Origin of the sequence: Stenotrophomonas sp. OVS01A, assembly GCF_019969775.1 — a bacterium.
Taxonomy (GTDB): Bacteria; Pseudomonadota; Gammaproteobacteria; order Xanthomonadales; family Xanthomonadaceae; genus Stenotrophomonas; species Stenotrophomonas indicatrix.
The window spans coordinates 805,312-830,760 of the sequence record NZ_JAHXYV010000001.1 but is presented as its reverse complement, the minus strand read 5'-3'; the positions used below and the strand labels follow the sequence as shown (position 1 = coordinate 830,760).

Sequence of the window (25,449 nt, the reverse complement as noted above, 5' to 3'; positions counted from 1 at the left end):
AGATGACCATCACGGGTATCCCTGCCCCTTTCCGGGGGTCGGGACGCCCAAAACTGAACAGGCATTTGCCACCCAGCCACGGCCCTTTGCTAAGATGCCAGCGCGCCTTCGGGCGCACCTTATGGACGACGACCCTTATCCCCCAGCGCCGCGCCGGACCCCGTTCCTGAGCGCCTGCCGCCATCGCAAGCACCCGCCCTCCCTGTCACCAACCGGGGACGATGCCCGTGTTTGAAATGATCCTGATTGTTTTCGCGCTTGTTCTGCTGAACGGCTTCTTTGCCATGTCCGAGATGTCGGTCATGACCTCGCGCAAGAGCCGGCTGAAGCAGCTGGCCGGCACCTCCAAGCGCGCGGCCAAGGCCCTGGAGCTGTCGGAGAAGCCGGAAGCCTTCCTGTCCACCGTCCAGATCGGCATCACCGTGATCGGCGTGCTGACCGGCTTCCTCGGCGGCGAGGCACTGGGTGAAGCCATCGGCGGCTGGATCCAGGGGCTGATGCCGGGCTTCGCCTACGCCGGCGGCATCGGCAAGGCCCTTGCAGTCACCTTCATCACCTTCATCACGCTGATCTTCGGCGAACTGGTGCCCAAGCGCCTGGCCCTGACCCGCTCGGAGGACATCGCCGGCCTGGTGGCGCTGCCGATGAGCTGGCTGGCCAAGCTGGCCTTCCCCTTCGTCTGGCTGCTGTCCAAGACCACCCAGCTGGTGCTGCGCCTGTTCGGCCTGGGCAAGGACGAGGTCGCGTCGGTGACCGAAGAGGAGATCCGCATGCTGGTGGCCGAGAGCCACGAGGCCGGCGTGATCGACAGCCACGAGCGCGACATGATGAACCGCGTGATGCGCCTGGGCGACCGTACCGCCGACAGCCTGATGACCCCGCGCAACCGGATCGCCTGGCTGGATACGCTGGGTGGCCTGGACAAGAACCTGGAGATCATGGCCGAGCACGAGTTCTCGCGGTACCCGGTGTACCGCGACAACGACATGGACGTGGTCGGCGTGCTTGAGCTGAAATCGCTGGCCACGCGGATGGCACGCGGCGACAACGCGCTGTTCCAGACGTTGCGCGAACCGCTGTACGTCTCCGAATCCACCCATGCGATGAAGCTGCTGGAGATCTTCCGCGAAGAACAGCAGTCGATGGCGCTGGTGGTGGACGAGTACGGCGAGATCCAAGGCCTGGTAACCATCAGCGATTTGATGGGCGCGGTGGTCGGCCGCCTGCAGGCAACGGAAAATGCCGACGAGGACGCGCTGGTGGTGACCCGTGAGGACGGCTCGCTGCTGGTGGACGGCTCGCTGCCGATCGAGGACCTGCGCGAGCTGATCGGCAGCAACGACCTGCCCGACGCCGAGGATGGCGATTACTACACCCTGGCCGGCATGTGCATCCACTTCTTCGGCCGCATCCCGCACGCGGGCGAGTACTTCGACTGGGCCGGCTGGCGCTTCGAGGTGGTCGATCTGGACGGTGCGCGCGTGGACAAACTGCTGCTTCGCACCCTGTCCGACGAGCAGGCCGATGAGCTCACCGCCTGACGCCGGCCCCGGCGCTGCATCGCCGGAGTACCGCAACGAGGGCATCCGGACCCTGCTGGCGATGTTCGCCTTCGGTGACCCGGCCCAGCACATGAAGCTGGGGCAGATCCTGCAGGATCTGCAGCAGAGTGCCTTTGGTGTATTCCTGTTCGTCGCCATCCTGCCGGCCTTCATCCCCATCCCGGGGCTGGGCGGCGCAGTCAGCGGTCCGTTGGTGATCCTGATCGGCCTGCAGATGCTGTTCTGCATGCGCCGGCCCTGGCTGCCCGGCTTCATTGCCCGTCGCGGGCCGAAGCGCGGCACCATGCACCGGTTCCTGGATCGCATCGATGGTGCCCTGCGCCGCCTCGACCGCATGCTCAAGCCGCGCATGCCGCAACTGCTGACCCCGGCTCCCGCCCACGCCTTCAGCGGCCTGCTGCTGGTGCTGCTGGGCCTGCTGCTGTCGCTGCCGATTCCGTTCACCAACTATCTGTTCGGCTTCCAGTTGCTGCTGTTCGCGCTGGCCCTGCTTGAACGCGACGGCGCGCTGATGTTGTTCAACTGGGTGGCTGCGCTGGTGGCGATCGCTTTCTTCGGCTTCAGTTCCGGGCAGCTGGTGGGCTACACCGTCGACCTGTTCCAGCGCTGGTTCTGAGCGCCTGCCGCTGCGCTCGCCGGGCATGGCCCGGCGCTACCCTGAGCCCCGCCCGGTAGCGCCGGGCCATGCCCGGCGGATTACTGCAATCAACGCAGATCGATGAATCCGTTGTCGCCCAACCGTGCCGGCTCATCCTGCACCGCCGACAACACGAAACTCAACGCCGAGCCGAGCAGCGTGCCCGGTCCGTCCCAGTACTCGGCGGTCTCTGCACGCACGTGGATCAAGCGCAGGCTCGGGTCATCCGGGCCGCCGGGGAAGAACAGCTTCATCGCCGGCGACCACAGCTCTTCGACCTTCGCGCGGTCATCGATGATCCGTGCCACGCCGGCTACCGACACATACGTATTCTTCGATGGCGAGGCATAGGCCACGTTGACCCGCGGGTCGAGCGCGATCTCGGCCACCTTCGGGCTGTCGGCCGCAGTGGCGAACCACAGGTCGCCATCGAAGGCGACCTGCTGGGTGCCGAGCGGACGGCTGTAGAGGCGTCCATCGACACCACGGGTGGTGAACATCGCCACCTCCACGTCCTTGATCAGTTCAGCCAGCTGGGCAATGTGCTCGGTACGCGATTCGTCCATGGGGGACTCCGGAAGTGGGAGTCCCCATCAGACGCGTCCGCACCGCAAATTGCCGTGACGCAATTGTTCAGCCCGCGTGGCGGGCATGCCAGGCGTGCATTGCCAGCTCGAACGAGCGAAGGCGCGCGCGGTGGTCGTACAGGTTGGCGGTAAGCATCAGTTCGTCGGGCTGATGGCGTTCGACGAACGCCGCAATGCCATCGGCGACCTGCTGCGGATCACCCAGCACGGTGCACGCCAGCGCCCGCTCCACGCCGAGCTTCTCGTGGGGTTCCCAGAACGCTTCGATGTCATCGATCGGCGCCGGAATCTTGCCCGGACGGCCGCGACGCAGGTTGACGAAGCTCTGCTGCTGGCTGGTGAACAACCGCCGCGATTCGGCCTCGCTGTCACTGGCCACCACGTTCAACGCCAGCATCGCGTGCGGCTGCTTGAGCGTGGCCGAAGGGCGGAATTCGCGGCGATACACCGCAAGCGCTTCATCCATGGAATCGGGGGCGAAGTGCGAGGCGAAGGCGTACGGCAGGCCCATCGAGGCGGCCATGCGTGCGCCGAACAGGCTGGAACCGAGGATCCAGGTCGGCACCCGCAGGCCGCCACCCGGTACGGCCTGCACCGCCTGCCCAGGCTGCACCGGTTCGAAGTAGTGCAGCAGCTCGCGTACGTCCTGCGGAAACTGGTCGGCGCTGTCGAAATAGCGGCGCAGGGCGCGGGCGGTCGGCTGGTCGGTACCGGGCGCGCGGCCCAGGCCCAGGTCGATGCGATCGGGGTACAGCGAGGCCAGGGTGCCGAACTGCTCTGCCACCTGCAGCGGCGCATGGTTGGGCAGCATGATGCCGCCGGCGCCGACGCGGATGCGTTGGGTGCCACCGGCCACATGGCCGATCAGCACCGCCGTGGCGGCACTGGCGATGCCAGGCATGTTGTGGTGTTCGGCCAGCCAGTAGCGGCGGTAGCCCAGCGCATCGGCATGCTGGGCGAGCTCAAGCATGTTGGCAAAGGCGGCAGTGGTATCGCTGCCCTCGCAGACCGGGGCCAGGTCGAGAATCGACAACGGGATCATCAGGCGGTTTTCCGTCACAAGATCCCCGTTTGATGGGGTCGCCCTGCCCCCACGGCCAGTGCCGGTGGCGGGACGCTGATTCCTGCCTGGCCGGTTCAGGCCCGCAGGCCAATGTGGAAGCGTCAGAACGCGCTGGGGCGTGGCTCGGGCAACGGCTCGTCCACCAACGGCTTCAGTTCGGCATCCAGCGCCACCCGTTCGTCGAACACAAAACAACGACCTTCGTAGCCCTCACCGCCGACTTCCTCGAAGTAACCGAGGATGCCGCCATCGAGCTGCAGCACGTTGTCCATGCCGTCGTTGAGCATCCACAGCGCCGCCTTCTCGCAGCGGATGCCACCGGTGCAGAAACTGACCACGGTGCTGTCCTTCAGCGCTTCACGATGGGGCGCCAGCGCCTCGGGCAGATCGGTGAACTTGTGGATGGGCAGTACCAGCGCATCCTTGAAGGTGCCGTACTCGATCTCCTGCAGGTTGCGCGTATCGAGCATCACCACGCGCTTGCCAGCATCATCATGCCCCTGCCGCAGCCAACGCTGCACGGTGGCAGGATCGATGGCCGGCGCGCGCGGGTAGTCCAGCGGCTGGCCATCGTCACGACGGAAGCTGATGATCTCGTCCTTGACCTTGGCCTTCAGCCGCGCGAACGGCTGGTGCTCGCTGAAGCTGGTCTTGACCCGCATATCGGCGAAGCGCGCATCAGCACGCAGTTCCGCGTAGAAGCCATCGATCGCGGACGGTGCACCCGCAAGGAACAGGTTCAGCCCCTCGCCCGCCACCAGGATCGTCCCCTGCAGGCCGGACGCCTCGGCACGCGCCTGCAGCTGGTCGCACAGAGCCTGGGGGGCGTCGATGACGGCGAAATGATAGGCAGCGGTATTGGCGATCATCCCGCCATTTTAACGCCTCCCGGCCCCGTCGACAGATTCACGGGGCGGAGCCCGTTGCGCAGCAGAGGGGTCGACCCAGCAGATCACGGGAAACTGTCAGAGGCGGGGCGGTGTGGGCAGGCGGGGGCGCAGAGCGCCATGGATGGCGCTCTACGAGGCACGCAGGAGCAGCTTTTGCCGTCCCCCGCCTGCCCACACCGCCCCGCCCACGACGGAACGCCCGCTGTTGCTGTTGCCGTTGCCTCTGCGGGTGCCGGGTGCAACCCGGCCGAACCCTCTACCCCCGCAGCAGCATGAACGGCAGCAGCACCAGTGCCGCCGCCACCGCCATGCCCAGCAGCACCAGCACCACGAACACAGGGCGGCGGCGCAACAGGCTGCCAAAGGTCTCGGCAGTGCCGTCGCGCAGGGCCTGTTCGCGCTCGGCACGGACCCGCACGCCACGGGCCGCCTGGTAGTCGGCCATCAGCGCCTTGGCACGCGGCTGGTCGGCATCCTCGCGCAGCCACAGGCCACCATTGGAGATGCCCCACGGACTGGGTTCGGTGCGGTACCAGGCGATGCCGTGCTGGTCCAGCAGCGTGCAGACATCGGCATATTCGTCGTTGCCGACATTGCGCAGATTGAGCAGGAGTTTTGCCATGCCACCATGATACCCGGCGCCGATGCGCTAACCTTGCCGCCCTCGACTCATCGCCCCTGGAGACGCCTGATGCGCCGCCTGCTGCTTCCCCTGCTGCTGTCCCTCGCCGCCGTTGGTTGCTCGTCGGAGCCGTCCGGCCCGCCGCCGGGAGGCACCATTGCCACGTTCGAGCGCATCGACACCCAGCCGGGCAGCGGTGCCGAGGCCGTGCCGGGCCAGAAGGTCAGCGTGCATTACACCGGCTGGATCTACGACGAGCGCGCCGACAACAAGCACGGCAAGACCTTCGACAGTTCGGTCGAGCGCAGCGAGCCGTTCACCTTCACACTGGGCGCAGGCCAGGTCATCCGCGGTTGGGATGAAGGCGTCGCCGGCATGAAGGTCGGCGGCAAGCGCACGCTGATGATTCCGCCCGAATTCGGCTATGGCGACCGCCAGGTCGGCCCGATTCCGGCAGGTTCGTCGCTGGTGTTCGACGTCGAGCTGCTCAATGTCCAACAGTGACGTCCGCCCGCCGCGCCGCATCGCCGTCATCGGCGGCGGCCCGGCCGGGTTGTTTGCCGCCGAGCGGCTGCGCGCGGCAGGCCTGGATGTCGATCTGTACGAGGCCAAGGGCTCGCCGGGCCGCAAATTCCTGATCGCCGGCAAGGGTGGGCTCAACCTCACCCATTCCGACCCACGTCCACTGTTCGACAGCCGCTACCGCGAGCAGGCAACCCGCGTCGGCCGCTGGCTGGATGGTTTCGACGCGCAGGCGCTGCGCGACTGGGCCGCTGGCTTCGGCGTGGAGACCTACGTCGGCAGTTCCGGCCGGGTGTTCCCGGTCGACCGCAAGGCGGCACCGTTGCTGCGCGGCTGGGTCCGCCGGCTGAAGGAACAGGGCGTGCGCCTGCACGTCAACCATCGCTGGCTGGGCTGGAGCGACGACGGCGCACTGCGTTTTGCCACCGACAACGGCGAACTGGAGGTGCGCGCCGATGCGACCGTACTGGCACTGGGCGGCGGAAGCTGGCCGCAGCTGGGCAGTGACGGTGCCTGGGTTCCGGCGTTGCAGGCCCGCGCCGTGGACATCGCGCCGCTGCAATCGGCCAACTGTGGATTCGATATTGCGTGGACACCGTTCTTCGCGCAACGCCATGCGGGCGCACCACTGAAGCCGGTCGTCGCACATTGGCATGGCCTCGACGGTGAGCCCCGCGCCCTGCAAGGGGAGTGCGTGGCCAGCGAGTACGGTATCGAAGGCAGCCTGATCTACGCCCTGTCGGCCGATCTGCGCGAAACCCTCAACCGCGACGGCCACGCCACGCTGTGGCTGGACCTGGTTCCGGGCCGCGACGAGGCACGGCTGCTGGCCGACCTTTCGCAGCCGCGCAAGGGGCGAAGCTTCGGCGAGCACCTGCGTCGCCAGGCTGGACTGGACGCAGTGAAGACCGCGCTGGTGTTCGAAACACTGGGCAAGGATGCCGGCAACGATCTGGCCGCGGTGATCGCCACCTTGAAGCGCCTGCCACTGCGCCTGCTGCGCCCGCGGCCGATGGCCGAGGTGATCAGCACGGCCGGCGGCGTGCGCCTGGACGCGCTGGACGAGGGCCTGATGCTGCGTGCCTTGCCCGGCGTGTTCTGCGCCGGAGAGATGCTGGACTGGGAAGCACCGACCGGTGGCTACCTGTTGACAGCGTGCTATGCCAGCGGACTGCGTGCGGCAGAGGGCGTAACCGCGTGGTTGGCCACGCGTTGATCAACGCGCGATAGCGCCGGAAATTTCACCCCGGCCGGCGCATCTTCACCGACGCCAATGCCACGCCACTGGGATGCGGATACAGCTCCTCGCGCTCGGCGACGAAGCCCTGCCGCTGGTAGAACGGCACGGCGTTGAGCGAGGCCGACAGCACCACCTCCCGCGTCGGGTCGGCCAGGGCCAGCAACCGCTGCATCAGCGCCTGGCCGATACCCTGCCCGCCCCGATCCGGATCAACGAACAGCGCATCGATCTCGTTGCCCTCGGCATCGAACACACCGAACCCCAGCACATTGCCCCGGTCATCCTCGGCCACGACGCAGCCGCCCTGCCCCAGCAGCCGCGAATACTGCACCGGCGGCGGCGATGCCGACCAGGGTGCAATCACCTCCGGCGGATAGTGGCTGCTGCACAGCTCACGTACGCAGCGCGTTCGCAGGGCCCACAGCGTGCCCACATCATCGTCGGTACCCGTCCTGAACTGCATGCAGCCTCCTTGCATGGATGGTTTTCGTGCAGTCGAGCATGGGCTCGGTCCTGCAACGCGGGGTCATCGCGACTTGCTGGCACGCAGCGCCTGGATCTTCGGTGGCGGCTGGAACGAATCGCTGCGTGCGTCCGCCCAGAACGAATGGAACACCGCGTGGTCGGGCACCTTGTGCAGCAGCTCGCCCGGTTCCAGGTAGCGATACAGCGAGGCCAGCGAACGGATCTCGACCGGCGACACCCGCCGCAGAATGTGTTCCGGGCCGAGCTCGGCCGGATCGTTCAAGCCCGCCGCGCACAGCAACTCCTTCAGCGCGTGCAGGGTGTGCTCGTGGAAGCTGTACACGCGCGTGGCCTTGTCCGGTGCATCCAGATGCTTCCAGCGTGCCGGATCCTGGGTCGCGATGCCGGTCGGGCACTTGTCGGTATGGCAGCTGAGCGACTGGATGCAGCCCAGCGCGAACATGAAACCGCGCCCGGCATTGCACCAGTCGGCGCCCATCGCGATGGTGCGGGCGATATCGAACGCGCTGGTGATCTTGCCGGCAGCGCCGATACGGATGTGCTCGCGCAGGTCCAGGCCGACCAGGGTGTTGTGCACCAGCAGCAACGCTTCGTGCATCGGCACCCCCACGTGATCGACGAATTCGGCCGGTGCCGCGCCAGTACCGCCTTCGGCGCCATCGACGACGATGAAATCAGGCAGCAGACCGGTCTCGTGCATTGCCTTGGCGATGCCGAACCATTCCCATGGGTGGCCGATGGCCAGCTTGAAACCAACCGGCTTGCCACCGGACAGTTCACGCAGGCGGGCCACGAACTGCAGCAGTTCAACCGGCGTGGAGAACGCCGAATGGCGCGATGGCGACACGCAGTCCACGCCCATCGGCACGCCACGCGTCACCGAGATCTCGGCGGTCACCTTCGGCGCCGGCAGCACCCCGCCATGGCCGGGCTTGGCGCCCTGCGACAGCTTGATCTCGATCATCTTCACCTGATCGTGGTTGGCATTGGCAACGAAGCGTTCCTCGCTGAAGCCGCCCTTTTCGTCACGACACCCGAAGTAGCCCGAGCCGATCTCCCAGACCAGGTCACCGCCCATCTCCCGGTGATACGGCGAAATCGAGCCTTCGCCGGTATCGTGGTAGAACCCCCCCAGGCGTGCGCCTTCGTTCAATGCGCGGATCGCATTGGCCGACAGCGAACCGAAACTCATCGCCGAGATGTTGAACACGCTGGCCGAATAGGGCTTGGCACAGTTCGGACCGATCAGCACGCGGAAATCATGCTTGGCGATGGTGGTCGGCGCCAGCGAATGGTTGATCCATTCGTAGTCCACCGCATATGTGCTGCGCAGGGTACCGAAGGGCACCGTGTCCATCTGGTTCTTGGCGCGCTGGTAGATCAGCGCACGCTGCTGCCGCGAGAACGGCACATCCTCCAGATCGCTCTGCACGAAGTACTGGCGGATCTCCGGGCCGATCGATTCCAGGCCATAACGGAAGTGCGCCATCACCGGATAGTTGCGGCGCAGGGTGCTGCGCTTCTGCAGCAGGTCCCAGGTCCCCAGCGCCACCATCGCAGCTGTAATGCCGACGCCCCAGTACCAGGCCGGCCAGATCGTGGCCAGCCACAGGCAGATCGGAAACATCAGGATGGCGAGCAGGTAGACGATATACCGGTGCATGGCGTTCCTCGGTTGCAACTGCCCCGAGTCTACCGCGCAAGCACCTACAGGCGATCGTCGACCACGCTGCGCGGCCAGGCGGACTTCACGTCATAGACCAGCCCACCGGGCGCCAACAGGCTGCGGATATGGGCATCGTCCATCGCCTTGAAGCTCTCATGCGCCACCGCCAGCACCACCGCGTCGTAGCTGCCGGGCACCGGCTCGGCCAGCCAGTTCACGCCCTCGTCCGCCATGGCAGCTGGCCCCACCCACGGATCGCTGACGTCCACCTGCGCGCCGCTGCCGGCCAGCCGCTGGGCCAGTTCCAGCGCGCGGCTGTTGCGCAGGTCCGGGCAGTCCTCCTTGAAGGTCACGCCCAGCACCAGGATGCGCGAGTGCGCTGGCATGCGGCCACGCTCGGCGAGCATCGCCAGCACGCGTTTGGCCACATGTTCGCCCACCCGGTTGTTGACCTGCCGGGCGGTGTGGATGAGGTCGGGGTGGTAGCCCATGCTTTCGGACTTGTGCAGCAGGTAGTACGGGTCCACGCCGATGCAGTGGCCTCCCACCAGCCCCGGCCGGAACGGCAGGAAGTTCCATTTGCTGCCTGCGGCGTCGAGCACATCCTGGGTGTCGATGCCGAGGCGATCGAAGATCAGGGCCAACTCGTTGACCAGCGCGATGTTGACGTCGCGCTGGATGTTCTCCACCACCTTGGCCGCTTCGGCGACCCGCATCGACGGCACCGGGAACGTACCGGCGGTGATGATCCGCTGGTACAGGCCATCGACCACCGCAGCCACGTCCGGCGTTGAACCGGAGGTGATCTTGCGGATGTCGGCCAGGCGCCGCTGGCGGTCACCCGGGCTGACCCGCTCGGGACTGTAGCCGCAGTAGAAATCCTCGTTGAAGCGCAGCCCCGAGCCCTGTTCCAGCAGCGGCACGCAGACTTCTTCGGTGGTACCCGGGTAGACGGTGGATTCGTAGATCACCAGATCACCGACGCGCAGATGGCTGGCGATCAGTCGCGTCGCCGAGCGCAAAGGCTCAAGATCAGGCTGCTCGTAGGCATCGATCGGCGTGGGCACGGTGACGATGTAGACGTTGCAGGCGTCGAGCTGCGCCGGATCGCTGCTGTAACGCAGCAGCGACGCGCTGGCCAGTTCGTCCGGCTCCATTTCCAGCGTGTGGTCCTGCCCGCCGGCCAGTTCGGCGATGCGCGCAGCATCGATGTCGTACCCCAGGGTGGGCAGCTGGCGGCCGAACGCCACTGCCAACGGCAGCCCGACATATCCCAGGCCGATGATGGCCGGGGACGGGCTCTGTGCTGCGCCGATCGGCGCACTCATGCGCGGCGTCCTACAGGCGGCGACGGTGTCCACTGGGTCATGCGAGGGTCCGGGTGCAGGCAAACGTGCCGACAAGGTTAACCGCGGCAGCGGCGCCAGACCACGCCCGGATCAGGATCCGAGGCTGACGGCAGCCGGCTCGAGTTCGCCGTGCCGCCCCGTCCAGGCCCGCAACAACAGGCAGAAGCCATGCTCCGGAGGCTCCTGCCCCAGACTGAAACCATGCCACGGGGCCGCCACGATGCTGCCCAGCGTCGCCGCATCCACGTGCCGGTTGGCCATCGTCCAGCGCGGGAACCAGCGGCTCGGGATCGGGCCTGCGGCAAGTTGGATGATGCTGCCGTGGCGACGCGCGTTGCCGATCCGCGCATGCACCGAAGCCAGCCCATCCCGTGGGCCTTCGATGTACTGCAGGAAACGGCTGCCATCGAACATCAGCGCCCCGGTCACCCCGGCCATGCGGTTGAACGCGGTTGCATCGGCCAGCAATGCATCGAGCTCGGGCACGTCCAGTCCCTCCCTGGCCGTGCTGACATAAGCGTACGCATGCAACGGCATGTCCATCACTCCCCTCCTGAGTGCAGAGGAATATGACAGGAAGCACGAGGACTTCAAGCGTTGGCTATTCCGGTGGCGACTCGACCTGATAACCGCGTTGCACCAGCGCATCCAGATAGCCCTCGCCCAGCAGCAGGCTGACCGGCACCGTCGCGAAGGTGCCTGGATGACGGCTCAGCGCCGCATCCACGCCCTGCAGCCAGCGCGTGCGTACCTGCTGCGGCATATCGCTCCAGCCGCGCCGGCGCACGAAGGCCGAATCCTGCAGCAGTTCGCGGCAGGTCTGGGCCATCGCCGAACCCGAAAGCCGGCGCAGTGCCGCGACATCCCCCAGCGCCCAGGCGTTGGCGCGCTCGCGCAGCACCGGCGCCTGGAATTCCACCGTGTCGAGCGTGCGTTCGAAACACGCGCGGTCATCGACTTCGGTGGCCTGCAGCTCCTTCAACGTGCCACGGATGTCGTCGACCTTCAGCTTGACCTGCACATCTTCCGGCTTCAGATCGTGCGCCTTGTACGCGCGCCCGAGTGCTTCCTTGACCTGCTTGCCATCGCGCAGGCCGTTGCGCTTGAGGAAGGCTTGGTACAAGCGGCCGGAGGCCACCAGCGGACGGTCCTTTTCCACGCCACGGTCATTGCCCAGGTAGGTCTGTTTCAGGCCGAGCCAGCGCGCGTGCGTTGCCGGCGGCAGGATCTGGTCAAGCGTGCGCCCCTGCGGATCGCGCGCGGTCTTCAATGCCAGTGGCAGCAGGGTCAGGCCCTTGAACACACCGATCTTCGCATCGAGGGCGAAACCCGGATCGCCCAGCACATGGTCGACGCTGGCAATGGTCCGCTCGACTTCGTCGGAGCGCCATTGCACACCGCTCGGCAACGGCGAGACCGTGCCCAGGATCCACAACACATTCCCCTGTGGAGCGGTGACCTTCCAGAGGCCGGGGCCGGGTTGTTCGCCGGTCACCTGCACCGTCGCCATGTCCACCACCGCCCCGGTGGGCGCAGGCCCCTGCTGCGCGGCGACCGGGCCGATCGCCAGCATCAGCCCCAGCACGGCACTGCATCCGATCCATCGCCTGCCACGTGCACGCATATCGCCATTCCCGGGAACGTTGGCGGACTGTACCCAGCGCCGCGCCCGGTTGCGTAAAAGCCGCGTTAGCCGGCGGCAGCGGCGGCGATTCCGTTACAATCGGCGCGCGCTGCAGGCCCGGATGGCGAAACTGGTAGACGCATCGGACTTAAAATCCGCCGACCGCAAGGTCATGCCGGTTCGATTCCGGCTCCGGGCACCACCCAATCAAGCATCGACGCCCCCGCAATGGGCCAACGCACCGCTGGTTCAACAGCAGCCCGTTGAAAGCGATGCGGCCATTCGGCTGACGTCGCTGCGATCAAGACGGCTCCAAGCCGGCATGGCAGAATCGAACGCCCCGGCCGCCGAACCGCGCACAAGGAGATCAGCCATGAAGTGGATAGGGATCGCGTCATCGCTGGCGCTGGTCGCGATGCTCGCCCAGGCCACCGCACCGGCATCGGCGCAGAGTCGTTCGGACAGTCATCGCAACCTCGACGGAAGCCTGGATATCCGCAACAGTGACGGATCGTCCAGCCGCATCAAGCGCGACTTGTCCGGCCGGGTGACCGCCGAGCACAGCAACGGCAGCCGTTCGACCACCACCACCGATCTGAGTGGCCGCAAGCGCACCACCCACAGCGATGGCAGCTACTCCAACAGCAGCACTGACCTGAGCGGCAACATCCGCACCCAGTACAGTGACGGCAGCTACTCGATCAGCAAGCGTGACCTGAGCGGCAGGTGGCGCACCGAGTACAGCGACGGCTCCTACTCCACCAGCGTGCGCGATCTGAGCGGCAACTGGAGCACCACCTCCAGTGGTGGCATGGCCGCTCGCCACCCCGAACGCGGCGTCGGAAAGCGCTGAGACCTGCGCTCAGATCGCCCGCGAATAACGCGGCTGCTCCTGCGCAGCGCGCAGATAGGGATCGAAGCACATCGCCAGCAGTCGTAGCAACGGCCGCCCGGGCTCGCTGGCACGCACCACGCCATCGCGGTACTCGGCCAGGCCATCCTGCTGCAGGCGCTGCACGGCCTGCAGGTCTTCGGCGAAGTAGGTCTCGAAATCAATGCCGTGGCGCTGGGCCAGTGACATTCCATCCACCTCACCCTGGCACATCAACTGCTGGATCAGCTCGGCGCGCAGCTGGTCGTCGGCACTGAGTGCGACGCCGCGCCAGACCGGCAGCTGTCCCTGGTCCACCGCGCTCTCCCACGACGGCAGGTCACGCGGATTCTGGCTGTAGGTGGCACCGATGTGACTGATCGCACTTACGCCAAGGCCGAGCAGATCGGTGTCTGCGTGGGTGGTGTAGCCCATGAAGTTGCGATGCAGCTGGCCGGCGCGCTGGGCACGGGACAGATCTTCTTCCGGCAATGCGAAGTGGTCCATGCCGATGTACTGGTAGCCGGCTGCGGACAGGCGCTCCACCGCCAGGCCCAGCAGCGCCAGCTTGTCTTCCGGCGAAGGCATCCGGCTTTCGTCGATCTGCCGCTGCGCGCGGAACAGGTGCGGAAGATGCGCATAGCCATACACCGCCAGTCGATCCGGACGCAGCGCCAGCACCAGTTCCAGGGTGCGGCCGAAGCCCTGCAGACTCTGCCCTGGCAGGCCGTAGATCAGATCGACGTTGACCGAACGCATGCCGCTGTCGCGGCACGCACGCAGGATATCCAGCGTCTGCCGTACGCCCTGCACCCGGTTGATCGATTCCTGCACCTGCGGGTCGAAATCCTGCACGCCCAGGCTGGCGCGGTTGAAGCCCAGCCGGGCCAGCATCGCCACATCGCTGGTGTCGATGAAACGCGGGTCCAGTTCTATGGAAAAATCACGCTGCGACGAACCGCTGAAATCGAAGCGGCGGCGCAGGCCCTCGACCAGTGCGGTCATCGCATCGGCATCGAGGAAATTCGGCGTACCACCGCCGAGGTGCAGCTGGATCACTTCACGACCATCGGCGAACTGCGGTGCCAGCAGGTCCGCCTCGGCCAGCACGCGTGATACGTAGCTGTGGCCACGCCCGCGGTCGCGGGTGATCACCCGGTTGCAGCCACAGTAGAAGCAGGGGCTGGAGCAGAATGGCACGTGGACGTACAACGACAACGCGCGCGCCAACGGGTTGCTGTCGGCGATCGCCTGGCGCAGCGCGGGTGCATCGAAGCCGTCATGGAAGTGCGGCGCGGTGGGATAGGAGGTGTAGCGCGGGCCGGGACGGTCATGCCGTCGCAGCAGATCGGGATCGAAGGTCCAGGCCAGGCCACCGGCAGCGGGAGAGAACGTGTCCATGGCGCCAGCATCGCCCCACGCCTGGCGGTACGCCTTGACCCAGATCAATCCTTGGTGGGCACGCCCAGCACCGGCAGCATGACCTGCGGCCAGCGCAGCATCTGGTAGCGGCGCCAGAAGGTGTCGGCGATGCGGGCGGCCACATCGTCGGCCAGCGCCTGCATGGGCGGGTTGTTGCATTCGGCCGTGGTGATGTGGAACAGCACCAGCCAGCGGTCGAACAGATCCTTTTCCAGATCGATCGCCATGTGCTTGGACATCGGCGAGCCCTTGAACCTGCGGGTCCCGCGCAGCATCGCCGACCAGAAATCGACGAGCTGGGCCAGGTGTTCCGGCCAGTCGCGCACATGCCCTTCGAATACCGGCCCCAGACGCTCCTCTTCACGCACGCGCGCATAGAAATCGTGGACCAACCGGGTCACTTCCTCCTCGCTGCACAACTCTGGCGAAGCAATGGGAAGGGCAGTCGTGGGCGTTGCGTTCATCAGGGCACCAAGTGCGGATCGGCAGTGTGCCGCATGCCGCCACCACCGCTGTTGATCCAGATCAATGTCAGCGCACTGCGGCGCACCTAGGCTGGCACGCTTGCAGGAAGCATGCCCTGCGGATGCTGCGCCAACCACGGCGAAGTATACGCGCCGCCCTCTTCTTCAACCCGAACCCGCATGAACACACCGACTTCCAGCCGCCAGCGGCGTATCCAGCATTGGGGTGCAGTCCTGTGGCCCAGCTTCATCGCCGCCGGCCTGGCCTGCGTGGTGTTCTTCGCCTTCGTCGATCCACTGCGGCTGCAGGCGATCAGCTTCCCGGGTACGGCCATCAGCCGTGAGCTGGGCTACACCGCAGGTTTCTTCATGTTCTGGGCGGTCACCGCACTTTCCAGCGCGGTGACCGGCTACCTGCTGCGGCCGATGCCGAACGAAGAGGATGAGGAGCTGCCACTGGGATGAGCATCACCGCATCCTCGCCCCTGCGCGCATGGCGTTGGCGCCGCACCCTGGGCCTTGCGTTGCTGGTCCTGTTCCATGCGCTGCCGTGGCTGCAGTGGGATGGACGGCAGGCCCTGCTGCTGGACCTCAACGCGCGCCGCTTCGACCTGTTCGCCTGGACCCTGTGGCCGGATGACATCGGTGTGTTGCTGGGGCTGCTGGCGGTGATGGCGGTGGGTCTGGCCCTGCTCACCCACTTGGCTGGTCGCGTGTGGTGCGGACATGCCTGCCCGCAGACGCTATGGACACGAGCGTTCGACGGAATCGCGCAGGCATTGGCCCGCGTGATGCCGGCGAAGCTGGCGCGGCCGGCCACCCAGCTGGCCTGGTTGCTGCTGTCGCTGTGGACCGGGATCACGTTCGTCGGGCTGTTCAGCCCGATCCGCGAACTGGTCACCGGCGCGTTCGATGGCGCATGGAGTGGCTGGGAGACCTTCTGGGTGCTGTTCTATGCCGGCGCCACGTGGGGCAATGCCGGGTTCCTGCGCGAGCAGGTGTGCCGATCACTTTGTCCGTTCGCGCGCATGCAGCCGTTGCTGACCGACCCGCACACCCCGCGCATGTTGTATGACCCACGCCGCGGCGAGCCGCGCGGCGCCCGCCCGCCGGCATTGGGCGGCGTGCTCGGCCGCGGTCGCGGCCTGCTCGACCCCACCACCGCGCAGGACTATGTCTTCCGTGCCGCGCATCCGCTGCTGGCCGGACCGATGCCCACCTTCAGCGCGGATCGGCTGGGCGACTGCCTCGATTGCATGGCCTGCGTGCGCGCGTGCCCGATGCAGCTGGACATCCGCCATGGCCCACAGGCCGACTGCCTGGCCTGCGGTGCCTGCCTGGAAGCGTGCACGCAGCAGCAGCATCAGGCCGGTTTCGGCCCCAGCCTGGTGCGCTACTGCAGCCCGCAGGTGATGGCAGGCCAGCCGCGCCGGTGGTGGCGCCCCCGCACCACGGCCCTGGCTTCGTTGCTGCTGGCACTGCTGGTGTGCGGCGCTTGGCGCCTGCTCTGAATCAGCCCGGGTCGCCCGGGCGCGGCGGTACCAGCTGGGCGCGGCGGACGATGCCCAGTTGTTCGATGATCAGCGCCATTTCATTGGTGACATCGGTTCGCCCGGTCCCCTGCGGAACGAGACGATCAAGCACCTGCTGGTAGGTATCCCAGAACGCCGGACCGCATCCGTGTTTGTGATAACTGGCTTCCAGTTCGCGGCGTACCCGTTCAGCCAAGCCATGCATGCCGTATTCCATACGACCTCCGTTGGACTTGTTCTGCATCGTTGACGGTCGACCGATTCACTTGCGAGCTACTGAAAGACTCCCGGCCTTCACAGCCGGTTGATGCCAATTAGTCATAGATTTCACGACACGTCAATTACAGGCCGCGACTTTCGCGATTGAAATTATTAATCGTTCATGAAAGGCCGTAGCGACCGGGATCAGAAACGTCCGTGCCGATGTCGACAAAGACAGCCGGCGAACCCGGGTAGCCATCACAGATCGGACCATCGCTGGGGACACGTCGATCGATTCTGTCTATGTTGCTAAGCATACTTAGCAAATCGATCTTGGCGGCTTGTCTGCGACAACCATCGACGCATCTCATGCGGTTTCGTCGTGCGAGTCGTCATCCATCGGGAACAACGCAGGGTATCGCTGCTGCAGGATGTAGCGCCTGAGCGGCGGGATGGGAAACCCTCTGGGCCATTGCGAGACAGCGGATCTGCTGATTCCAAACAACCTGGCGAGCTCTGCGTCGGTGGAAAAGCCCAGCCGCGTGCGGACCTGCCGCTTGCTCCAGAATTCGTCCATTTTCGATCCCTTTCATCATCAAACTTATTCTTGCGCCAAGGCCTCTTTCGCTTCCACGCGTTAAGCTGGCTTGCATAGATGAATACTCTTGGACAACGACTCGCGGTCGCCATGAAGGACGCCGGGCATGCACGCCCGGCCGACCTGGCGCGTGCCGCCGAAACGACGACGGCGACGGTCAGCAACTGGCTCAACGACCACGTCAAGGCCAACCACGTGAAAGCCGAACAGCTGTTCCGCATTGCCGATGCGGTGAAGCTGGACCCACGGGAGCTGCTGTTCGGCCCGCTGGGACGGGGAGTCGGCGAGCGCGGCACGGCCTACATGCACATGCCCAGCGAAGCCCATCTGGATGTCTGGCAAGCGGCCTATGAGCTGGTCGCCCACATCCTTGACGAGCGCGGACTTGAGGTGGGCTACCGTCGCCAGGCCACGCTGGGGTTGATGGCCCATGACCTGCTGATGGAGGGCGTCAGCCGCGGCAAGGTCGCACGCGTGGTGATGACTGCCCTGCCCTGACCCATCGCGGGCTGGTAGCATGGCCGTCGATGGGGATGGGGCTCCCCCGATAACCGCCTGAGATGGCTGATGGCTCCTGCTGAGACGAACCCGGCGTTCGTCGATGGCAGGCCGTGCCCGCCATTGCGTCCGCCGTCGAACCTGCGAACACGCACTCGAGGCAAGCAATGCAGACGTTCAACAACTATGTGCTGGTATTCCTGGGCGGCGGTGTCGGCGCCTGCCTGCGCCATGCCTGCAATCTGATCGGCGCCCGCGTGGCCGCCGGCAGCACCTGGCCCTGGTCGACGTTCCTGGTCAACATCAGCGGCGCCGTGCTGATGGGCGTGGTGGTGGAGGCGTTTGCGCTGCGCAACGGCGCGTCGCCGCATCTGCGCCTGCTGCTGGCCACCGGCATTCTTGGTGGCTACACCACGTTCTCCACCTTCTCGCTGGAAACCGGCCTGCTGCTGCAGCGGGGCCAGCATGGCCTGGCCGCACTGTACGCCGGCGGCTCGGTAGCCCTGGGCCTGGCCGGGCTGTTCGCCGGCATGAAGCTGACCCGGCTCGCGCTGGGGTAACAGTCAGCCAGCAGCAGCGCGCGCTTGTCCGCGCCACTGCCGTGGCGATTGCCCGGTGTGCGCCTTGAACGCCCGCGACAACGCGGCCTCGCTGCCATAGCCAACCTCGTCGGCGATCCGTTTCAACGGTCGCCCCTGCCGCAACGCCTGCTGCGCCAGGCCTACCCGCCAGCCCTGCAGATACTGCCCGGGCGTGGTTCCCATGGCCTCGCGGAAACTGGCGGCGAACACGCTGCGCGACATGCCTGCAACGTCGGCCAGATCTTCCAGTGTCCAGGCCTGGGCGGGCGCCTCGTGCATGGCCACCAGCGCCAACCGCAGCCGTGGATGGCCAAGCCCGGCGAACAGGCCGCCGCGCATCTCGCCCCCCTCCATCAACTGCCGCAGCACCTGGATCATCACCACCTCGAACAGGCGGTTGACCATCACCGTGCGACCGCAGCGCTGCTCGAATGCCTCCTCGAACAGCAGCTCCAGGGCGGCATGGCCGCCATACAGTTCGGCCAACGGCAGGCAGATGAAATCGGGCAGCGCGGCACTGATCGGGTTGAGCCTGCCGCCCTCGAAATGGAGGTTGGCGCAGGCCATGTCGGCGCCGTGCTGGGGATCGGTGTGGAAGCGATGCGGCAGCGGGCGCGGATACAGCAGCAGGCTGGGAACGTCGACCTGCACCGTCTGCGTGCCATGACTGACCTGCAACGGACCGCGCCGCACCAGGTGCAGCTGGCCGGCGTCGCCTTCGGCCTCCAGGCTGTTGATGCCGCACAGCGCGCCGGCATGGAACACCGAGGCGGTGACCGCGAAGCGTTCGAGCAGGATGGCGAGGCGATCGACCATGGCGGGACCCCAGATCAAATGGAAGGGAGCAGATACGGCAGATCGTATCGAATTCGATTGCATTGCGTCAGGGGCTAGCCACCGTGCAGGGGCAGCGCTATACAGGCGGCACCTTCCGCGCAGACCGCACCGGCCAGGGCAAAGACCATGATGCGAACCTTCCACCGGCTGGTCCTGGCACTGGTCCTGCTGCTTCCGCACGTGTCGCAGGCCGCCGCGCCGTCCGCCCCGCCACGCACCTCCAGCGGTGAGCTGCAGGGCGCGCGCTGGCGCCTGGACGTGCCCGCCGGCTGGAACGGCGAACTGGTGATGCTGGCGCATGGCTATGAACCGGTCGGCGTGCCGCAGCCATCACCGATGCCGGCCAACGACAGCACCGCCAGCCTGCTTGCAGCGGGCTATGCCGTGGCGCAGAGCGCCTATGCCAGCCAGGGCTGGGCGGTGGCAGATGCGATCGTGGACATGGAACGCCTGCGCGCCCACGCCGTGTCCGAATTGAAGGACGTGCGTCGCACCTGGATTCTCGGCTTTTCGATGGGCGGTGCGGTGGCCATCGCCACCCTCGAACGCCTGCCACGGCACTACGCCGGTGGCGTGTCGCTTTGCGGGGCCAACCTGCCTGGCGAACAACTGGCCAATGACCTGCTGACCACCCTGGTGGCGTTCGACTATTTCTTCCCCGAAGCCAAGGGACTGCCCCGGCAGGGCCTGGCATCGGCGGAAGCTGCGGCACTGCCGCAGATGGAGCTCTATCAAGGCATCGCCGCAGCGCTTCAGACCCGGCCGGCCGTGGCTGCGCAACTGGCTGCACGGCTGCAGGTAAGCGTGGAGGCATTGCCGGGCACGATCAGCCTGCACGCGATGATCCTGCACGAACTGGCCACGCGCGCCGGCGGCATGCCGGTCGGCAACGTTACGACCGTCTACCGCGGATTCGGTGACGACAAGGCGTTCAACGCGGGCGTGCAGCGGCTGGCACCTGCTGCGCCGGCACAGCGATACGTGCGCGAAAAGCTGGCGTTGACCGGCGCGCTCAAGCGACCGCTGGTGATCCAGTTCAACAACAACGACCCGAGCATCGTGCCGCGCATGCAGGCGGTGTATCCGCAACTGGCCGAGCACGCTGGCGCCACGCCATTGCCGCGCGTACTGCCTGCGGTGGGCGAAGGCCACTGCGGCTTTGCGGATTCACAGGTGGTCGAGGCGTTGAAGGCAGCAGCGGCTCCCTTCTGAGTCGCCGACCGCATCAGTGGCCGAGCGTACCCATGGTGAAGGTATAGCCGGAGCGCATGAGGAAGTCGCGCATGCGCAGTTCGGCGCGGCGCGGAGACGGAAGATCCGGCGGGCCATACAGGGCATAGACCACGCCAGCGCCCTCGATACTCTCCCGGCGCACATCACAATGACGGCTCTCCGAGGCGACGACCCAGCCATCCTTCAGTTGATCGGGGCCGATGGACTGCCCGTTCTTCAGCCGGAAAGTAAGCCAGCGCACATCTGCGGTTGACCTGCTCATTGCCGACCAGCCGCATCGTGCATGCGGCCCCTCATGTCCTTGCCTGCCATTGCTGCTCCCGAAGACCAGGACTCCGACCATACCCCGTCGCAATGTCGTGGCCGGCTGAGACTGCCGGCGGCGCGCGGCGGGCTTCAGGCGCGTACGTCGAACAGCCTGCGGAATGCCTCCTGCCCCGCAGGTGTGACCTGCAGGTCGCGCCGCCCCGCGAGGCGACGCAGCCAGTGATTCTGCAGGAAACTCTCCAGCAGTGCTTCACCCACCATGCCGGCCATGTGCGGGCGCCGCTCGGTGCAGTCCAGGCAGCCGCGGCAGTATCGCGCGGGCGTCACCTGTGGCGATCGCGCGATCAACGCTTCCAGCGGCTGACCCACCGCGCGCAGGATGGCGGCGCCATGGGACGTCATCTGCCAATGGTCTGCAGCCGTGGAGATCGCCCCGATGGTCAGCAGGTGGTCGCAGATGGCGACTGCGTATTCACCCGCCAGGTGCCGGTAGCAGGTGCGCGCCCGGCGGAAGCCGGCATCGACCCGTACGGTTCGTGGAGAAAGCGGTGGCCGTTGATCGCTGAAACGCAGGATGCCTTCCAGCATGTCGGCGACCTCGGTCGAGGCAATCCGGTGATAGCGGTGGCGTCCCTGCACCTCCACGGCCAGGATGCCGCCGTCGAGCAACCGCCGTAGATGACTGCTTGCCGTCTGCGGCGAGATGCCAGCCACGCCGGCCAGCTCGGACGCCGTGTGCGCCCGGCCATCCATCAACGTCAACAGCATGGCCGCGCGTGCGTGGTCACCGACCAGCGTGCCGACATGGATGAAGGAGCGGGACGTCTGGACCATGGCCGCATTGTGGCATGCCGCTTTCCGCGCATCGTTCGACCCGGATCGAAGCATGCGCGCCCCTGCACAGGGCACAGTCATCGCCCGCACCCCACGAGCTCAGGCATGCCACCGGAAGACTTCCAACGCCGCTGCATCACCCCCTCCGTGCTCTACCCGGGAACACCGGTGGTGCTGATGACCACGTTGAATGAAGACGGCAGTGCGAACATCAGTCCGCTTTCGTCATTCTGGGCGCTGGGCGACCGCGTGGTGCTCGGTATCGGCGAACAGGGCCAGGGCTGCAGCAATCTTCTGGCACGCGGCGAATGCGTATTGAACTTCGCAGATGCCACGCAGGCGGCGCAGGTTGAGGCCATCGCCCGCGCCACCGCTCGTACCCCCGTGCCGGAGTCGAAGCGCGCCATGGGGTACGTGCATGTGCCTGACAAGTTCGCACTGGGCGGCTTCAGCCGCGTCGACTCGGTGCAGGTGGCCCCGCCGGCGATTGCCGAATGCCCTCTGCAGGTGGAGGTCGCGCTGCTTGCCTCGCATCGGTCCAGCGGAACCCAGGATCAGGGCTTCATGATCGTCGAAGGACGGATCTGCCGGGTGCATGCGCACGAGGCGATCACCGTTGCCGGTACCCAGCACATCGACGTGCAGCGCTGGGCACCGTTGATCTATCTGTTCCGCCACTATGTGGGCACCACCACGCCGATGGCGCGCAATTTCCGCGCTGACGATCCTTTGCCATTACCTGCCTGAACCCTTGGCTGCGCACTGCGAACCAGGGGTTGAAGAAGCCGCTGATTCAGACGCGGGATCGACGCAGCTCCAGCGCAGCGAAGGTGTACCAGCCGAACGCCGGCAGCAGCGCGATGCGCTGGGTGAGGCCGCGATAGGGCTCCGGATCGAATCCGGAAAGCATCAGCCACAGATAGGCCATCCCCAGCAGCGAGATGGCACGCGCAATGCAGGCCATCCGCGTCGACGCAGCAGGGCCCAGCTCGGCCAGGAACAGCAGCGGGGTCAGGATCGAGAAGATGCCGATGCCATAGAGGCCATGCAGCGGGCTGCCCGTGGTGAAGACGCCATTGCTGACCATGGACACGCCGAACAGGATGGAGGTGAGCACAGTGAGCGCGAAACGGCGACCTTGCGCGAGCAATGCAAGGCTGAAGACGATGATGGCCGAGCCACTGACCACCGCGCCGACCTGCACCGCCTTGGCTGGCAGCCCCGGCATCAGGCCCAGCTCGCTGAGATGCTGGGAGAGCGGGTGGTAGCCGGGCACGGTGAATGCAAAAGCGATCAGCGCCAGCATGGCGCCGAGGGGAACGTACACCGCCTGCTGGATGGCCAGGTTCCGCACTGCAGTCACCACCGCTGAAGAGAAGTGCGGCGACGTTAGCAGCCGGTCCCGCCGGGTCGCATGTGCAGTTTGGTACCCCTGCTGGCGCCAGGGGACGCGCAAAGAAAAAGCCCTGACCGGAGTCAGGGCTTTTCAATTGGAGGCCTCAAGCGGAATCGAACCGCTGTAAACGGATTTGCAATCCTAAACTACATGTTTCAAATCAATCACATCAATGACACTGACACCCAACTCGCCACCTCGACTCGTCACGTCAGCCCTCTTGGTCGGCCCTTGGAGCTTTGCCGCCCACTCGCGTCTGCTCACTCCGGCGACTTTCAATCACACGATCAAGAGCGTCCATATGCCTGGCCATCAAGTACCCCGGCAATCGAAATGACCAGATCATTGCCATAGACGCAAGGAAGACCAAAACATATTCGATTCGCTCCTGAAGCTTCAATGGCCAACCGAAGTCCAGAGCAACAACGAAGGCGAGAGTAAGGACCACCAGATAAAGAGAGAAGAGCCTACGGTGAGAGCGCAGCTCCCTGCGAATCATCTCCAGGTCGGCAACGTTTGACTTCCAACTTTTTCCTCGAAGGGCACGCTCATCCGCCACAATCGCGAACACAGCGATCAAGAAACCAGCCAGGATCGAAAACACAGTAGTGAGAATGGTCAGCGCGTTGGAGTTGTTGTGATATTTCGCATGAAAGAAATAAGCAACAAGCGCAGACACGACAACACTCCCCAAACTAAAGAGCGCCTTCCTCCAACTAATTTTCTGAGCCGTTAAACTTTCCATCTCTTCGAATCAGCCAGTTCGTCCCGGAAGTCCTTCATTTTATTCCATGCGTCAGTGAAATCGATGTCATTCTGCTTATCAAAGCGCTTAATGCTTTTTACGGTAGAGAGCGAAAGGCTCTGTGCGGAAATAGGGTTACCCTTGGTTGTCATGAATCCGACATCGGCGCCAGGCGGCGCATCGTCCATCGCCTGCTGGGCAACTTGCTGAAGAGCTTGAAACATCATGGGCTCTCCTCTAGAACCACCCTTGACACCAATAACGGTGGTGATGTTCAGCTCGTCGAAGCTACTTGCAATTGCCTGCTGGGCCGCCTTATTGGGAGCCTCTTCCAAAAATTCTTCGCGCACACCCTGCCACATCTTTGCAAACCCATCGCGCAGCGGATGCGCGGATTTGCTTTTCTTTGCAACCACTTGGCTCGCGGCATAACTGGCTGCAGAAATGCGAATTTCCTTGACACCCTCGACAGCCAGAGTCTTTGCCTTATCTTGATTCAATCTGGCAACAAGACCGAACATCGATGCTGCCGCACCAAATCCCCCTAGTCCTACCAAACCAACCAGGTATGCTTCCAATGTGGACTTACTCATACCACCGTCATTACAGAAGAGAACTTCGTTCTCATCAATGACGCAAAAGCTGTCGGACAACTTAAAAATCCGGCCAGCACTAGGTTGCTCAGGGTGATTAGTATCGACCGGAGCCTTGATACCGAGACCCATGGTGGACATCGCCTCACCTCGGACACCCAGACCAATCGCAAGCGACACGGAGTCCTTAGAAACAAGCTCGCGCTCGCGAACGGCCAGCGTTTCGCCCGAGCCCATCTTTATCTCCGTCTCCACCATTGTCCGGGTGGCCAGAACTGTACGTATCATCTGCTCCAGGGTTTTCTTAACTTTCGTACCCTGATTGAAAACAGCGCGAACGTAGTAAATCCTCTTCTGCGAACTCCGTGCCACTTTATCCCCCTGTGATCTCAATAGGCGCGACAGGGCACAGCAGTTAGAGTCGGCGCGTCCCTGCACACGGCGGGACTGTAGCTCAGATCGGCAGCCAGCCCAACCCCACCTAGGTAGGATGAGATCGCAGCGGCTTCAGTGAATAGGTTCAGCTGGCAATTAAGCCCACCAGCGGCTGATCCTCAGCGCTCCTAGCGGTGGCAGGCTATTCAGCATGACTATCGACAAGCATGCGCCCGCCCAGCTCTCACCCATTCCTTCATCGGATCCTTCGCCCTTGGCTTGGTCTCCTTCGGCGGTCGGCCCGGCTCCAGTGCTTCCCTGACCTGCAAGGTGGCGGTGGCCGTCGCCTCGGCCAGACGCCGGGCTTGTTGCTGCTGCTCGCGGGTCGGTGGCAGGCCAGCACGCGGTTCGAGCGGTTCGCTCGGCGTGGTGTCCAGCAGCCGCGCCACGGCCGTGCGCAGGCGCATCTCCGGGTAGAGCCTGGCGGCACACCAGCACTCGGCGTAGCGCTTGCCCTGGGCGATGCTGGCCGCCGGAACCTCCATCGTCTGCCACATCTTCCGGGCATCTAGGCGCACGCGCACAACGCCAGCCTTGCCGCACCTGACGTTGGCGATCTGTCGACCGCTCCACCACAACACCCAGCTCTCCCCCATCTGGACCCAGCCAGAGGGAACGGGAGCGGTGCGAAAGCCTTGGTAGCCGTGCGAGGGAAGCATGGCCGGAAGGATACGGCCGGCCGTCGCAGATCCTG

The 25,449-nt window shown here is 65.4% G+C and carries 31 protein-coding genes, 1 tRNA gene and 1 riboswitch; of the genes, 12 read left to right on the top strand and 20 right to left on the bottom strand.

All coding sequences use genetic code 11. The features are described 5' to 3' along the window. Positions 1-236: 236 nt before the first annotated feature. Complete coding sequence (locus tag LC407_RS03965; protein WP_032952108.1) at positions 237-1,541, top strand: hemolysin family protein; 1,305 nt, start codon at positions 237-239, stop codon at positions 1,539-1,541. Then, entirely contained in the window at positions 1,525-2,178 is a 654-nt protein-coding gene (locus tag LC407_RS03960) for an exopolysaccharide biosynthesis protein (protein WP_025878888.1), read from the top strand. The genes LC407_RS03965 and LC407_RS03960 overlap by 17 nt, the downstream gene beginning before the upstream one ends. Before the next feature lie 89 nt (positions 2,179-2,267). Here the strand turns inward: LC407_RS03960 and LC407_RS03955 are convergent, their stop codons facing one another. From LC407_RS03955 to LC407_RS03940, 4 genes are all read right to left on the bottom strand, one after another. After that, positions 2,268-2,765 (bottom strand): pyridoxamine 5'-phosphate oxidase family protein, encoded by a 498-nt coding sequence (locus LC407_RS03955; protein ID WP_025878887.1) that lies wholly within the window; start codon positions 2,763-2,765, stop codon positions 2,268-2,270. Positions 2,766-2,832: 67 nt separating this feature from the next. After that, positions 2,833-3,828: an LLM class flavin-dependent oxidoreductase gene (locus tag LC407_RS03950; RefSeq protein WP_032976501.1), complete on the bottom strand. Its 996-nt coding sequence runs from the start codon at positions 3,826-3,828 to the stop codon at positions 2,833-2,835. A 122-nt stretch (positions 3,829-3,950) separates the two neighbouring features. Beyond that, positions 3,951-4,718 (bottom strand): sulfurtransferase, encoded by a 768-nt coding sequence (locus LC407_RS03945; protein WP_032976500.1) that lies wholly within the window; start codon positions 4,716-4,718, stop codon positions 3,951-3,953. 277 nt (positions 4,719-4,995) lie between these two features. Further along, entirely contained in the window at positions 4,996-5,361 is a 366-nt protein-coding gene (locus LC407_RS03940) for a DUF6164 family protein (RefSeq protein ID WP_032976499.1), read from the bottom strand. Between the two features lie 69 nt (positions 5,362-5,430). Here LC407_RS03940 and LC407_RS03935 point away from each other — a divergent pair, with 69 nt between their 5' ends. Together LC407_RS03935 and LC407_RS03930 are read left to right on the top strand one after the other, a co-directional pair. Continuing rightward, positions 5,431-5,865: an FKBP-type peptidyl-prolyl cis-trans isomerase gene (locus LC407_RS03935; protein WP_140227189.1), complete on the top strand. Its 435-nt coding sequence runs from the start codon at positions 5,431-5,433 to the stop codon at positions 5,863-5,865. Then, the gene (locus LC407_RS03930) at positions 5,852-7,099 is read left to right on the top strand and encodes a TIGR03862 family flavoprotein (RefSeq protein ID WP_223482233.1); all 1,248 of its coding nucleotides are present in this window, start codon (positions 5,852-5,854) and stop codon (positions 7,097-7,099) included. The genes LC407_RS03935 and LC407_RS03930 overlap by 14 nt, the downstream gene beginning before the upstream one ends. Before the next feature lie 25 nt (positions 7,100-7,124). Here LC407_RS03930 and LC407_RS03925 read toward each other — a convergent pair whose 3' ends face one another. The 5 genes from LC407_RS03925 to LC407_RS03905 form a co-directional block, all read right to left on the bottom strand. Further along, on the bottom strand, positions 7,125-7,586 hold the full coding sequence (locus tag LC407_RS03925; RefSeq protein ID WP_033830792.1) for a GNAT family N-acetyltransferase: 462 nt from the start codon (positions 7,584-7,586) through the stop codon (positions 7,125-7,127). A 63-nt stretch (positions 7,587-7,649) separates the two neighbouring features. Further along, positions 7,650-9,272 carry an FMN-binding glutamate synthase family protein gene (locus LC407_RS03920; RefSeq protein WP_025878880.1) on the bottom strand — a complete coding sequence of 541 codons (1,623 nt, stop codon included), beginning with the start codon at positions 9,270-9,272 and terminating at the stop codon, positions 7,650-7,652. Between the two features lie 44 nt (positions 9,273-9,316). Further along, positions 9,317-10,603, bottom strand: a complete 1,287-nt coding sequence (locus LC407_RS03915; protein WP_032976496.1) for a nucleotide sugar dehydrogenase — start codon at positions 10,601-10,603, stop codon at positions 9,317-9,319. A 111-nt stretch (positions 10,604-10,714) separates the two neighbouring features. Next, on the bottom strand, positions 10,715-11,167 hold the full coding sequence (locus LC407_RS03910; RefSeq protein ID WP_223482232.1) for a BLUF domain-containing protein: 453 nt from the start codon (positions 11,165-11,167) through the stop codon (positions 10,715-10,717). Positions 11,168-11,225: 58 nt separating this feature from the next. Beyond that, positions 11,226-12,209 (bottom strand): TraB/GumN family protein, encoded by a 984-nt coding sequence (locus tag LC407_RS03905; RefSeq protein ID WP_025878877.1) that lies wholly within the window; start codon positions 12,207-12,209, stop codon positions 11,226-11,228. 154 nt (positions 12,210-12,363) lie between these two features. Between LC407_RS03905 and LC407_RS03900 the strand changes: the two genes are divergently transcribed. Next, positions 12,364-12,450 (top strand) — tRNA-Leu (locus LC407_RS03900). 171 nt (positions 12,451-12,621) lie between these two features. Next, entirely contained in the window at positions 12,622-13,101 is a 480-nt protein-coding gene (locus LC407_RS03895) for a hypothetical protein (RefSeq protein ID WP_099783529.1), read from the top strand. A 9-nt stretch (positions 13,102-13,110) separates the two neighbouring features. Here LC407_RS03895 and hemN read toward each other — a convergent pair whose 3' ends face one another. Both hemN and LC407_RS03885 read right to left on the bottom strand, forming a co-directional pair. Continuing rightward, a complete protein-coding gene (gene hemN / locus LC407_RS03890; protein WP_025875156.1) occupies positions 13,111-14,520 on the bottom strand; it encodes an oxygen-independent coproporphyrinogen III oxidase in 1,410 nt (469 codons plus the stop codon). Positions 14,521-14,564: 44 nt separating this feature from the next. Continuing rightward, on the bottom strand, positions 14,565-15,005 hold the full coding sequence (locus LC407_RS03885) for a group III truncated hemoglobin (protein ID WP_032976493.1): 441 nt from the start codon (positions 15,003-15,005) through the stop codon (positions 14,565-14,567). 180 nt (positions 15,006-15,185) lie between these two features. On the opposite strand from LC407_RS03885, the gene LC407_RS03880 reads away from it, so the two are divergent. After that, positions 15,186-15,470, top strand: coding sequence for a hypothetical protein (locus LC407_RS03880; protein WP_032976492.1), 285 nt, complete (start codon positions 15,186-15,188; stop codon positions 15,468-15,470). Further along, the gene (locus LC407_RS03875) at positions 15,467-16,516 is read left to right on the top strand and encodes a 4Fe-4S dicluster domain-containing protein (RefSeq protein WP_059063731.1); all 1,050 of its coding nucleotides are present in this window, start codon (positions 15,467-15,469) and stop codon (positions 16,514-16,516) included. The genes LC407_RS03880 and LC407_RS03875 overlap by 4 nt, the downstream gene beginning before the upstream one ends. Before the next feature lies 1 nt (position 16,517). On the opposite strand, the gene LC407_RS03870 is transcribed toward LC407_RS03875, so the two are convergent. After that, positions 16,518-16,754 (bottom strand): hypothetical protein, encoded by a 237-nt coding sequence (locus LC407_RS03870; protein WP_025875165.1) that lies wholly within the window; start codon positions 16,752-16,754, stop codon positions 16,518-16,520. Between the two features lie 351 nt (positions 16,755-17,105). After that, entirely contained in the window at positions 17,106-17,315 is a 210-nt protein-coding gene (locus LC407_RS03865) for a transcriptional regulator (RefSeq protein WP_025875167.1), read from the bottom strand. A gap of 78 nt (positions 17,316-17,393) precedes the next feature. On the opposite strand from LC407_RS03865, the gene LC407_RS03860 reads away from it, so the two are divergent. After that, positions 17,394-17,834 (top strand): helix-turn-helix domain-containing protein, encoded by a 441-nt coding sequence (locus LC407_RS03860; protein WP_223482231.1) that lies wholly within the window; start codon positions 17,394-17,396, stop codon positions 17,832-17,834. Between the two features lie 22 nt (positions 17,835-17,856). Further along, positions 17,857-17,920, top strand: a riboswitch (Fluoride riboswitch). Between the two features lie 81 nt (positions 17,921-18,001). Continuing rightward, a complete protein-coding gene (gene crcB, locus LC407_RS03855) occupies positions 18,002-18,394 on the top strand; it encodes a fluoride efflux transporter CrcB (protein ID WP_223482230.1) in 393 nt (130 codons plus the stop codon). Positions 18,395-18,397: 3 nt separating this feature from the next. On the opposite strand, the gene LC407_RS03850 is transcribed toward crcB, so the two are convergent. Next, the gene (locus LC407_RS03850; RefSeq protein ID WP_032976490.1) at positions 18,398-19,231 is read right to left on the bottom strand and encodes an AraC family transcriptional regulator; all 834 of its coding nucleotides are present in this window, start codon (positions 19,229-19,231) and stop codon (positions 18,398-18,400) included. A 150-nt stretch (positions 19,232-19,381) separates the two neighbouring features. Between LC407_RS03850 and LC407_RS03845 the strand changes: the two genes are divergently transcribed. Continuing rightward, a complete protein-coding gene (locus LC407_RS03845) occupies positions 19,382-20,464 on the top strand; it encodes a hypothetical protein (protein ID WP_134833336.1) in 1,083 nt (360 codons plus the stop codon). Positions 20,465-20,477: 13 nt separating this feature from the next. Here LC407_RS03845 and LC407_RS03840 read toward each other — a convergent pair whose 3' ends face one another. Then, complete coding sequence (locus tag LC407_RS03840; protein WP_025875177.1) at positions 20,478-20,747, bottom strand: hypothetical protein; 270 nt, start codon at positions 20,745-20,747, stop codon at positions 20,478-20,480. Positions 20,748-20,881: 134 nt separating this feature from the next. Continuing rightward, on the bottom strand, positions 20,882-21,586 hold the full coding sequence (locus LC407_RS03835; RefSeq protein WP_223482229.1) for a winged helix-turn-helix domain-containing protein: 705 nt from the start codon (positions 21,584-21,586) through the stop codon (positions 20,882-20,884). A 105-nt stretch (positions 21,587-21,691) separates the two neighbouring features. Between LC407_RS03835 and LC407_RS03830 the strand changes: the two genes are divergently transcribed. Then, complete coding sequence (locus LC407_RS03830) at positions 21,692-22,333, top strand: flavin reductase (RefSeq protein ID WP_223482228.1); 642 nt, start codon at positions 21,692-21,694, stop codon at positions 22,331-22,333. A 46-nt stretch (positions 22,334-22,379) separates the two neighbouring features. Here LC407_RS03830 and LC407_RS03825 read toward each other — a convergent pair whose 3' ends face one another. From LC407_RS03825 to LC407_RS03810, 4 genes are all read right to left on the bottom strand, one after another. After that, positions 22,380-22,892: a DUF998 domain-containing protein gene (locus LC407_RS03825; protein WP_223482227.1), complete on the bottom strand. Its 513-nt coding sequence runs from the start codon at positions 22,890-22,892 to the stop codon at positions 22,380-22,382. A 301-nt stretch (positions 22,893-23,193) separates the two neighbouring features. Further along, positions 23,194-23,661 carry a hypothetical protein gene (locus tag LC407_RS03820; RefSeq protein WP_223482226.1) on the bottom strand — a complete coding sequence of 156 codons (468 nt, stop codon included), beginning with the start codon at positions 23,659-23,661 and terminating at the stop codon, positions 23,194-23,196. 53 nt (positions 23,662-23,714) lie between these two features. Next, positions 23,715-24,692, bottom strand: coding sequence for a hypothetical protein (locus LC407_RS03815; protein WP_223482225.1), 978 nt, complete (start codon positions 24,690-24,692; stop codon positions 23,715-23,717). Between the two features lie 218 nt (positions 24,693-24,910). Continuing rightward, positions 24,911-25,414 (bottom strand): hypothetical protein, encoded by a 504-nt coding sequence (locus tag LC407_RS03810; protein WP_223482224.1) that lies wholly within the window; start codon positions 25,412-25,414, stop codon positions 24,911-24,913. Positions 25,415-25,449 lie beyond the last annotated feature (35 nt).

Bases quoted from the DNA above. Each gene is read 5' to 3' on its own strand.
- LC407_RS03965 (WP_032952108.1), top strand. From the start codon at position 237: ATGATCCTGATTGTTTTCGCGCTTGTTCTGCTGAACGGCTTCTTTGCC.
- LC407_RS03960 (WP_025878888.1), top strand. From the start codon at position 1,525: ATGAGCTCACCGCCTGACGCCGGCCCCGGCGCTGCATCGCCGGAGTAC.
- LC407_RS03955 (WP_025878887.1), bottom strand. From the start codon at position 2,765: ATGGACGAATCGCGTACCGAGCACATTGCCCAGCTGGCTGAACTGATC.
- LC407_RS03950 (WP_032976501.1), bottom strand. From the start codon at position 3,828: ATGATCCCGTTGTCGATTCTCGACCTGGCCCCGGTCTGCGAGGGCAGC.
- LC407_RS03945 (WP_032976500.1), bottom strand. From the start codon at position 4,718: ATGATCGCCAATACCGCTGCCTATCATTTCGCCGTCATCGACGCCCCC.
- LC407_RS03940 (WP_032976499.1), bottom strand. From the start codon at position 5,361: ATGGCAAAACTCCTGCTCAATCTGCGCAATGTCGGCAACGACGAATAT.
- LC407_RS03935 (WP_140227189.1), top strand. From the start codon at position 5,431: ATGCGCCGCCTGCTGCTTCCCCTGCTGCTGTCCCTCGCCGCCGTTGGT.
- LC407_RS03930 (WP_223482233.1), top strand. From the start codon at position 5,852: ATGTCCAACAGTGACGTCCGCCCGCCGCGCCGCATCGCCGTCATCGGC.
- LC407_RS03925 (WP_033830792.1), bottom strand. From the start codon at position 7,586: ATGCAGTTCAGGACGGGTACCGACGATGATGTGGGCACGCTGTGGGCC.
- LC407_RS03920 (WP_025878880.1), bottom strand. From the start codon at position 9,272: ATGCACCGGTATATCGTCTACCTGCTCGCCATCCTGATGTTTCCGATC.
- LC407_RS03915 (WP_032976496.1), bottom strand. From the start codon at position 10,603: ATGAGTGCGCCGATCGGCGCAGCACAGAGCCCGTCCCCGGCCATCATC.
- LC407_RS03910 (WP_223482232.1), bottom strand. From the start codon at position 11,167: ATGGACATGCCGTTGCATGCGTACGCTTATGTCAGCACGGCCAGGGAG.
- LC407_RS03895 (WP_099783529.1), top strand. From the start codon at position 12,622: ATGAAGTGGATAGGGATCGCGTCATCGCTGGCGCTGGTCGCGATGCTC.
- hemN (WP_025875156.1), bottom strand. From the start codon at position 14,520: ATGGACACGTTCTCTCCCGCTGCCGGTGGCCTGGCCTGGACCTTCGAT.
- LC407_RS03885 (WP_032976493.1), bottom strand. From the start codon at position 15,005: ATGAACGCAACGCCCACGACTGCCCTTCCCATTGCTTCGCCAGAGTTG.
- LC407_RS03880 (WP_032976492.1), top strand. From the start codon at position 15,186: ATGAACACACCGACTTCCAGCCGCCAGCGGCGTATCCAGCATTGGGGT.
- LC407_RS03875 (WP_059063731.1), top strand. From the start codon at position 15,467: ATGAGCATCACCGCATCCTCGCCCCTGCGCGCATGGCGTTGGCGCCGC.
- LC407_RS03870 (WP_025875165.1), bottom strand. From the start codon at position 16,754: ATGGAATACGGCATGCATGGCTTGGCTGAACGGGTACGCCGCGAACTG.
- LC407_RS03865 (WP_025875167.1), bottom strand. From the start codon at position 17,315: ATGGACGAATTCTGGAGCAAGCGGCAGGTCCGCACGCGGCTGGGCTTT.
- LC407_RS03860 (WP_223482231.1), top strand. From the start codon at position 17,394: ATGAATACTCTTGGACAACGACTCGCGGTCGCCATGAAGGACGCCGGG.
- crcB (WP_223482230.1), top strand. From the start codon at position 18,002: ATGCAGACGTTCAACAACTATGTGCTGGTATTCCTGGGCGGCGGTGTC.
- LC407_RS03850 (WP_032976490.1), bottom strand. From the start codon at position 19,231: ATGGTCGATCGCCTCGCCATCCTGCTCGAACGCTTCGCGGTCACCGCC.
- LC407_RS03845 (WP_134833336.1), top strand. From the start codon at position 19,382: ATGCGAACCTTCCACCGGCTGGTCCTGGCACTGGTCCTGCTGCTTCCG.
- LC407_RS03840 (WP_025875177.1), bottom strand. From the start codon at position 20,747: ATGAGCAGGTCAACCGCAGATGTGCGCTGGCTTACTTTCCGGCTGAAG.
- LC407_RS03835 (WP_223482229.1), bottom strand. From the start codon at position 21,586: ATGGTCCAGACGTCCCGCTCCTTCATCCATGTCGGCACGCTGGTCGGT.
- LC407_RS03830 (WP_223482228.1), top strand. From the start codon at position 21,692: ATGCCACCGGAAGACTTCCAACGCCGCTGCATCACCCCCTCCGTGCTC.
- LC407_RS03825 (WP_223482227.1), bottom strand. From the start codon at position 22,892: ATGCTGGCGCTGATCGCTTTTGCATTCACCGTGCCCGGCTACCACCCG.
- LC407_RS03810 (WP_223482224.1), bottom strand. From the start codon at position 25,414: ATGCTTCCCTCGCACGGCTACCAAGGCTTTCGCACCGCTCCCGTTCCC.